The 5,911-nt window shown below is 61.2% G+C and carries 9 protein-coding genes; 8 read left to right on the forward strand and 1 reads right to left on the reverse strand.

The window, feature by feature from the left end; all coding sequences use genetic code 11:
• From VIW95_RS04345 to VIW95_RS04360, 4 genes are all read left to right on the forward strand, one after another.
• On the forward strand, positions 1-251 hold a 251-nt coding region (locus tag VIW95_RS04345), incomplete at its 5' end, for a peroxiredoxin family protein (protein WP_331584191.1).
• Positions 252-326: 75 nt separating this feature from the next.
• Positions 327-974: a hypothetical protein gene (locus tag VIW95_RS04350; RefSeq protein ID WP_331584192.1), complete on the forward strand. Its 648-nt coding sequence runs from the start codon at positions 327-329 to the stop codon at positions 972-974.
• A gap of 44 nt (positions 975-1,018) precedes the next feature.
• A complete protein-coding gene (locus VIW95_RS04355) occupies positions 1,019-1,732 on the forward strand; it encodes a DUF72 domain-containing protein (protein WP_331584193.1) in 714 nt (237 codons plus the stop codon).
• Between the two features lie 155 nt (positions 1,733-1,887).
• Positions 1,888-2,814, forward strand: a complete 927-nt coding sequence (locus VIW95_RS04360; RefSeq protein WP_349259289.1) for an aldo/keto reductase — start codon at positions 1,888-1,890, stop codon at positions 2,812-2,814.
• Here the strand turns inward: VIW95_RS04360 and VIW95_RS04365 are convergent.
• Positions 2,811-2,939 carry a hypothetical protein gene (locus VIW95_RS04365; RefSeq protein WP_331584195.1) on the reverse strand — a complete coding sequence of 43 codons (129 nt, stop codon included), beginning with the start codon at positions 2,937-2,939 and terminating at the stop codon, positions 2,811-2,813. The genes VIW95_RS04360 and VIW95_RS04365 overlap by 4 nt on opposite strands.
• A 304-nt stretch (positions 2,940-3,243) precedes the next feature.
• Here VIW95_RS04365 and VIW95_RS04370 point away from each other — a divergent pair, with 304 nt between their 5' ends.
• The 4 genes from VIW95_RS04370 to VIW95_RS04385 form a co-directional block, all read left to right on the forward strand.
• The gene (locus VIW95_RS04370; protein WP_331584196.1) at positions 3,244-4,446 is read left to right on the forward strand and encodes an alkaline phosphatase family protein; all 1,203 of its coding nucleotides are present in this window, start codon (positions 3,244-3,246) and stop codon (positions 4,444-4,446) included.
• Positions 4,447-4,512: 66 nt separating this feature from the next.
• Entirely contained in the window at positions 4,513-4,692 is a 180-nt protein-coding gene (locus VIW95_RS04375; protein ID WP_331584197.1) for a hypothetical protein, read from the forward strand.
• A 72-nt stretch (positions 4,693-4,764) separates the two neighbouring features.
• On the forward strand, positions 4,765-4,977 hold the full coding sequence (locus VIW95_RS04380) for a hypothetical protein (RefSeq protein ID WP_331584198.1): 213 nt from the start codon (positions 4,765-4,767) through the stop codon (positions 4,975-4,977).
• A 130-nt stretch (positions 4,978-5,107) separates the two neighbouring features.
• Positions 5,108-5,911, forward strand: an 804-nt coding sequence (locus VIW95_RS04385; protein ID WP_331584199.1) for an NAD(P)-dependent oxidoreductase, incomplete at its 3' end; no start/stop codon positions are given.

Consider the following 5,911-nt stretch of genomic DNA (forward strand, 5'->3'; position numbering starts at 1 on the left):
AATTCGGCTCGAAGCGCGATGGCGCGACTTTTCTCAATTTCAGCGCGCTCGCCGACCAGATGGGCAAGCCGTGGGCCGGCGACTCGAAGCATCGCGTATGGTATTTCGGCGCCGAGGCGGCGGAGCGCGGCAACGCGCTGCGCTCGCTCGGGGCTCCCGATTTTGAGTTGCCCGACCTCGACGGCAAGCTGCATCGCCTGTCGGACTATCGCGGCAGCAAAGTATTTTTGCTGGCGTGGGCCTCGTGGTGAGGATGCTCCCTTGACCTGCCCGGGTGGCAGGCGCTGTACGAAGAACTCAAGGACCTCAACTTCACGATCGTCACGGTGGCATTCGACACCGGCGGCGCTGCCGCGGCCGGTCCGTTCATCAAGGCCGGCCAGCCCGCGCATCCTTCGCTGATCGACACGCGGCACGTCGTCGCGGAACTCTACAACATGGTCAATGTGCCGACCGCCGTTTGGATCGACGAATCTGGAATGATTGTGCGGCCGAACGAAGTCGCGTTCGCGATAGACACGTTCCGCGCGATCACCGGTATCGATTCGGCGCTATATCTCGACGCGCTGCGCGACTGGGCGAAGCAGGGCGCGAAGAGCCGCTTCGTCATGAAGCCCGACGAGGTGAAGCTCAAGCTGAAGCTTCCGACGCGCGCGCATGCGCAGGCTGCCGCATACTTTCGGCTCGGCGAATATCTGTGCGAGACGGGGCATGCGGCCGATGCGGTGCCGTATTTCAAGGAGGCGCGGCGGCTGCGCCCCGAGAGCTGGACGATCACGCGGCAGGCGTTCGCGATGGGCGATTCGGAGCGCGACTACGGCACCACGTTCGTCAACGAAGTGGGTAAGCTGCGCGGCAAGCTGTATTACGACCTGCTCGATCTCGATGGCTCCGGGAGCAACCCTGAGCAGGAGCAGGTCGCGAGGGAAGGGGCCGAGCGCCTGCGCAAACTGGTCGAGGGGCGCAGTTCATAGATGCTGGCTATCGACTAAACCTCGGCATCAATTAGGATGGCGCGATGGCGAAGGCGAACATCCTGATCGGCACATCGGGCTTTTCGTACAAGGAATGGCTCGGCGGGTTTTATCCGGAGAAACTTCCCGGCGCCAAGATGCTCGAGTACTACGCCGAGCGGATGCCGACGGTCGAAATCAACTACACCTTCCGCGCGATGCCGAAGTCCGCGATGCTGGAGGGGTGGGCCGCGCGCACGCCGGCGAATTTCCGCTTCGCGCTGAAGGCTCCACAACGCATCAGGCACTTCGCGAAGCTGCGTGACGTCAAAGAAACGACTGACACGTTCATCGAGCGCGCATCGGTGATGGGCGAGCGGCTCGCGCCGGCGCTGTTTCAGCTCCCACCCGACTTGAAGCTGGATCTTCCGCTGTTGCGGGACTTCCTGGCGATACTTAGGAACAGAATCCGGGCCGCGTTCGAATTCAGAAATCGCAGCTGGTTCGACGATTCCGTGATCACGGCGCTCTCCGACAACGGCGTCGCGTTATGTATCGCGGAAACCGAAAAGCTCGCGTCACCGCTCGAGCGGACCGCGCCCTACGTTTACATCCGGCTTCGTAAAGAAACTTACGACGATGCGGGTTTGGATGAATGGGTGAAGAATCTTGGCCGCCTCGCGTCGGGCGCCGACGAAATCTTCGTCTATTTCAAACATGAGACCTCGGCGCCCGACCTTGCGTCGCGCTTGCGCGCCAAGCTCGACCGCGCCGCGTAGCGCAATTTTTGTTGTTCATCCTGACGAAGCGAGCAGCGCGAGCGGCAGGGCCTCCGACAGCTCCGCGCCAGCGAAGCCGGTACCGGTTTTGAAATTGCGTAGCGGTTATCTTTGCCTCGCTCGTCCGCTCCTCATAATCTTCCAGACTTATGGCAATCGAATATCGCGTGTTGGGAAAGACCGGGCTGCGGGTCAGCGCTCTTGGATTTGGCGGGTCGGAGGTTGGCTATCAAGCGGTCGCGCAAAAGACCGTCGATCAAATTCTGAACACTGCGCTCGACGCCGGGATCAACGTGATCGATACCGCCGAGTGCTATGCCGATGGCGAGGCGCTGATCGGCAAGGCGATTTCCAAACGCCGCGCCGAAGTCGTTTTGATGACGAAGTGCGGGCATGCGCCGCTGGGGTCTGCGGCCGAGCGCGCGTCCGGTTATGCGCAGCCCGATTGGGACCCCGCGATGCTCGTGCGGAGTATCGAGCGCAGTCTCAAGAACCTGCGGACTGACCATGTGGAGGTCATGCAGTTCCACAGTCCGCCGCTCGAGACGCTCAAGGACGGTCGCGCGATCGAGGTTCTGCAAAAGGCGCGCGAGCGCGGACAGGCACGCTTCATCGGATGCAGCATCGACTCCGACGACGCCGTGTATGCAGTCGAAAGCGGCATATTCGACACGCTTCAGATCTCGGTGAGTATCGCGGACCAGGAGGCGATCGAGCGGGTGCTGCCGAAGGCGGCGGCGCGCGGGATGGGCGTGATCGTCAAGCGGCCGATCGCCAACGCGGCCTGGCGTCACGGCAAGCAGCCGCCCGGCGATTGGTACACGCGTCCATATTGGGATCGCCTCCGGAAGCTCGACTACAAGTTTCTTCATCGCAGCGTCGAAGACGCGGTCGCAGTGGCGCTTCGATTCACGCTCGGCACGGCGGGCGTGACCACGGCGATTGTCGGGACGACGCGGCCCGCGCGCATCGCGCAGAATATCGAGCATGCGAGCGCGGGGCCGTTGCCGCCTGCGGAATACGAAGCGATTCGCGCGCGATGGCGCTCGGTCGCGTCGGCCGATTGGACTGGTCAACGCTAGTGGGAGGTTCGCGGGGCGATATTGAGACGGGCGCCGGCGGTGTCGGCGTCGAGGGAGGCGGCGCTAACCGCGGCCTCGCCGATAAGCAGCTCGGCGATTGTGACCATCGCGATCAAAGCGATCATTGAGAGCCACGCAAAACCGTAGCAGAGTGTCGCAGCGTTATGTCGAATGCGTAGCAGGGGTTTACCTCTCTCAGAAATCGTTTAGCGCGATGCAAACCGTTTGACCACTTCATGACAACAAATTGTTGATGACCTTGTTACGAACGGAACAAATAAAGAGTTTCTGCAAATACTTTTGACTATTCCGAGGACCCTTGCGCGTGCGGCGAAGGTAGCGTTGCTTCATCGCGATGACTAACTAATCGCACGGATTCTTGGCAACGTCGCGGACTCGCACTAGTCTCCGTGTCAAGGAAGGACCCGAATGGCTAAGGATTTGTCGCGCGTACAAACGGTCGTGATCGCGATGATGGAGAATCGGTCGTTCGATCATATTCTCGGGTATCTCGGCTTGCCCGATTCGGGGCATCCGCTGGCGGCGCGAATCGAAGGCATCCAGCACGCGCAAACCTACTACGCGCATGACACCTATCAGCCGTGGGCGATCACCAGTCCGTCGCTGACGCCGGATCCTCCGCACGAGCGCGAGAATATCGACATGCAGATCAACTCGATCCTGGGACCGATGCATGGATTCGCGCAGAGCTATAGCAATTCGTCGCCGGCGGCCGATGCGGGGCGCGTGATGGAGTACTGCAACAACGCGTATCTGTATTCGACGGATTTTCTCGCGCGCAATTTTGCTATCTGCGACAACTGGTTCGCCTGCCTGCCCGCGAGCACGCTGCCGAATCGCCTGATGGCGATGAGCGGCTATGCGCTGGTGGACCATACGCCGAGCGGCTACTTCCAAATCGCGCAGGATCTGTTTCACAACAATCCCGATGATCTCGTTTACGACTGGCTGAGGTCGCGTGGAGTCAGTTGGCGGGTTTACCTCGGCGGTTATTCGTTCTTCTTTATGCAGATGCCGCGCCTGCTCAATCTCTACCAGGGCGACGTCCAGTTTCAGAATCTGTTTCGCCCGATCGATCGCCTGATCGACGATTTTCGAAACGATGATCTGCCGCAAGTTGTTTTTATCGAGCCGTTGTACCAGGACGATTATCGGCGTGGCACGGCGGCCGCGTCTGATGACCATCCTCCGGCATCGCTGTACGGCGGCCAGCGACACCTGAAGATCGTTTACGACGCACTCGTCGCGGGCGACGCATGGAACAACCTGGTTGCGTTTATTACTTACGATGAGCACGGGTCGTTTTTCGATCACGTGCGGCCGCCCGCGATCGCGACCGCGCCGCCGCCGCAAGCTTTATACAGCAATGGTTTCAGCACGCTGGGAGTGAGAGTTCCGGCGATTGTAGTGTCGCCATTCGTGCAGCCGGCGTCGCTCTGCGAGCAACTACTCGACCATACTTCGATTCTGAAATTTCTCGGGGAAAAGTTTAACGGTGGAAAATACAACGACCTCGTCGACAACCGCACGGTTCAGAGCGCGTCCGTCGCGCTCGACGACAATTTGCTCGCGAACGGAGCGACGGCTCCGCCTCCAAGCATCGACGACTGAAGTTCGCGGCCACCGGTATGCGCGCGAGCAGGTAACGAGTAGGCTGGGCGTTCGTACTCCTTCATGATGCGACTAAATCCTGGCCCCTTCGAGCCATTGGTCTATCTCCTGCAGACGCCTGCGATGTTTCGTGTCGTCGGGTTGGGCGGACTGGTGCTGTTCTCGATAATCGCGCTTTCGATCGCCGGCGAGCATAGCGCCGGCGCCGTTATCTTCGGACTCGTGCTGATGGGCGCACTCTGGTAAGAGGCGAGCACCAACATCTGCCGACGATGCCGCTTCTACGGCACTTGGCACTGCCTGGGTCAGGGGATGCTGGTGTCGAAGCTGTTTTCGCGAATCGACGAACGTCTGGGCGAGTCGGGCACGATGCTGCACGGCGTGTTGCTGGCCGCCTACTTCACATACGGGCTGTTCTGGCTGTGGCATGAGCCGATGCTCGGGTTTATTTTCACGCTATGGGTTCCGATTGCGCTGATCACCGCGACCGCGCCGGCGGGATTTTCGTGGCGCGCGTTGAAACCTGGCTAAGAGAAAGAGAACCTTATTTCAGTGAAACCCGCGGTGGGGTTCACGCTTCCTTCGGCAGGGGTAACCTCCTTCGGCTTCGCTCAGGACAGGCTCTGCACCTTAGTATTCTGTGTTCATTGGAGCATTCGTCATGGAAATTGGATGGATTGGGACCGGGATTATGGGCGCGCCGATGGCGCGGCGATTGATCGGCGGGCAGCATCGCGTGCGCGTCTTCAATCGATCGCCCGATAAGGCGCGAGCTCTGGCGGCTGACGGTGCAATTGTCGCGGCCGATACCGCTGCATGTGTCGCAGGGGCTGAGGTCGTCTTCGTCATGGTGCCTGACACGCCCGACGTCGAGGCGACCGTCGCGAATATCGAGCCCGCGCTCAAAGCGGGGCAGCTCGTGATCGACATGAGCACCGTAGCGCCGGCAGCTGAGCGCGCGATCGCGGCGCGGCTGAAGCACGGCGGCGTCGAATACCTGGACGCGCCGGTCTCAGGCGGCGACGTCGGCGCTCGCGACGGCACGCTCGCGATTATGGTCGGCGGAGAAGCGACGGCGTTCGAGCGGGCGCGTCCGCTGTTCGAGTTGATGGGAAAAAGAATCACGTACATGGGCGCGGCGGGCTCAGGCCAGATGACCAAGCTTGCGAATCAGATCGCGGTGGCACTCACGCTGGAGGCCGCCGCCGAGGCGATCAAGTTTGCGCGGGCCGGCGGTCTCGACGCGTCGCGAGTAGTCGAAGCGATTGGAGCGGGCGCGGCTGGGTCGTGGCAGTTGTCGAATCTGGGTCCAAAGATAATAGCCCGAGACTATCGGCCCGGATTCTTTATCAAGCTGATTCGCAAAGACCTGCGGCTGGTCGCCGGGGCCGCCCGCGACTCCGGGCTGGCGCTGCCGGGGCTTTCGCTGATGGCCTCGATGTTCAATTCGGCAGCCGTGCTCGGC

The sequence above is a fragment of the Binatus sp. (SeqCode) genome (genome assembly GCF_036522015.1).
Classification (GTDB): Bacteria; Desulfobacterota; Binatia; order Binatales; family Binataceae; genus Binatus.

Excerpts from the sequence above, each read along its gene's own strand:
- VIW95_RS04355 (WP_331584193.1), top strand. The coding sequence starts at position 1,019 with ATGGCGAAGGCGAACATCCTGATCGGCACATCGGGCTTTTCGTACAAG.
- VIW95_RS04365 (WP_331584195.1), bottom strand. The coding sequence starts at position 2,939 with ATGATCGCTTTGATCGCGATGGTCACAATCGCCGAGCTGCTTATCGGC.
- VIW95_RS04370 (WP_331584196.1), top strand. The coding sequence starts at position 3,244 with ATGGCTAAGGATTTGTCGCGCGTACAAACGGTCGTGATCGCGATGATG.
- VIW95_RS04375 (WP_331584197.1), top strand. The coding sequence starts at position 4,513 with ATGCGACTAAATCCTGGCCCCTTCGAGCCATTGGTCTATCTCCTGCAG.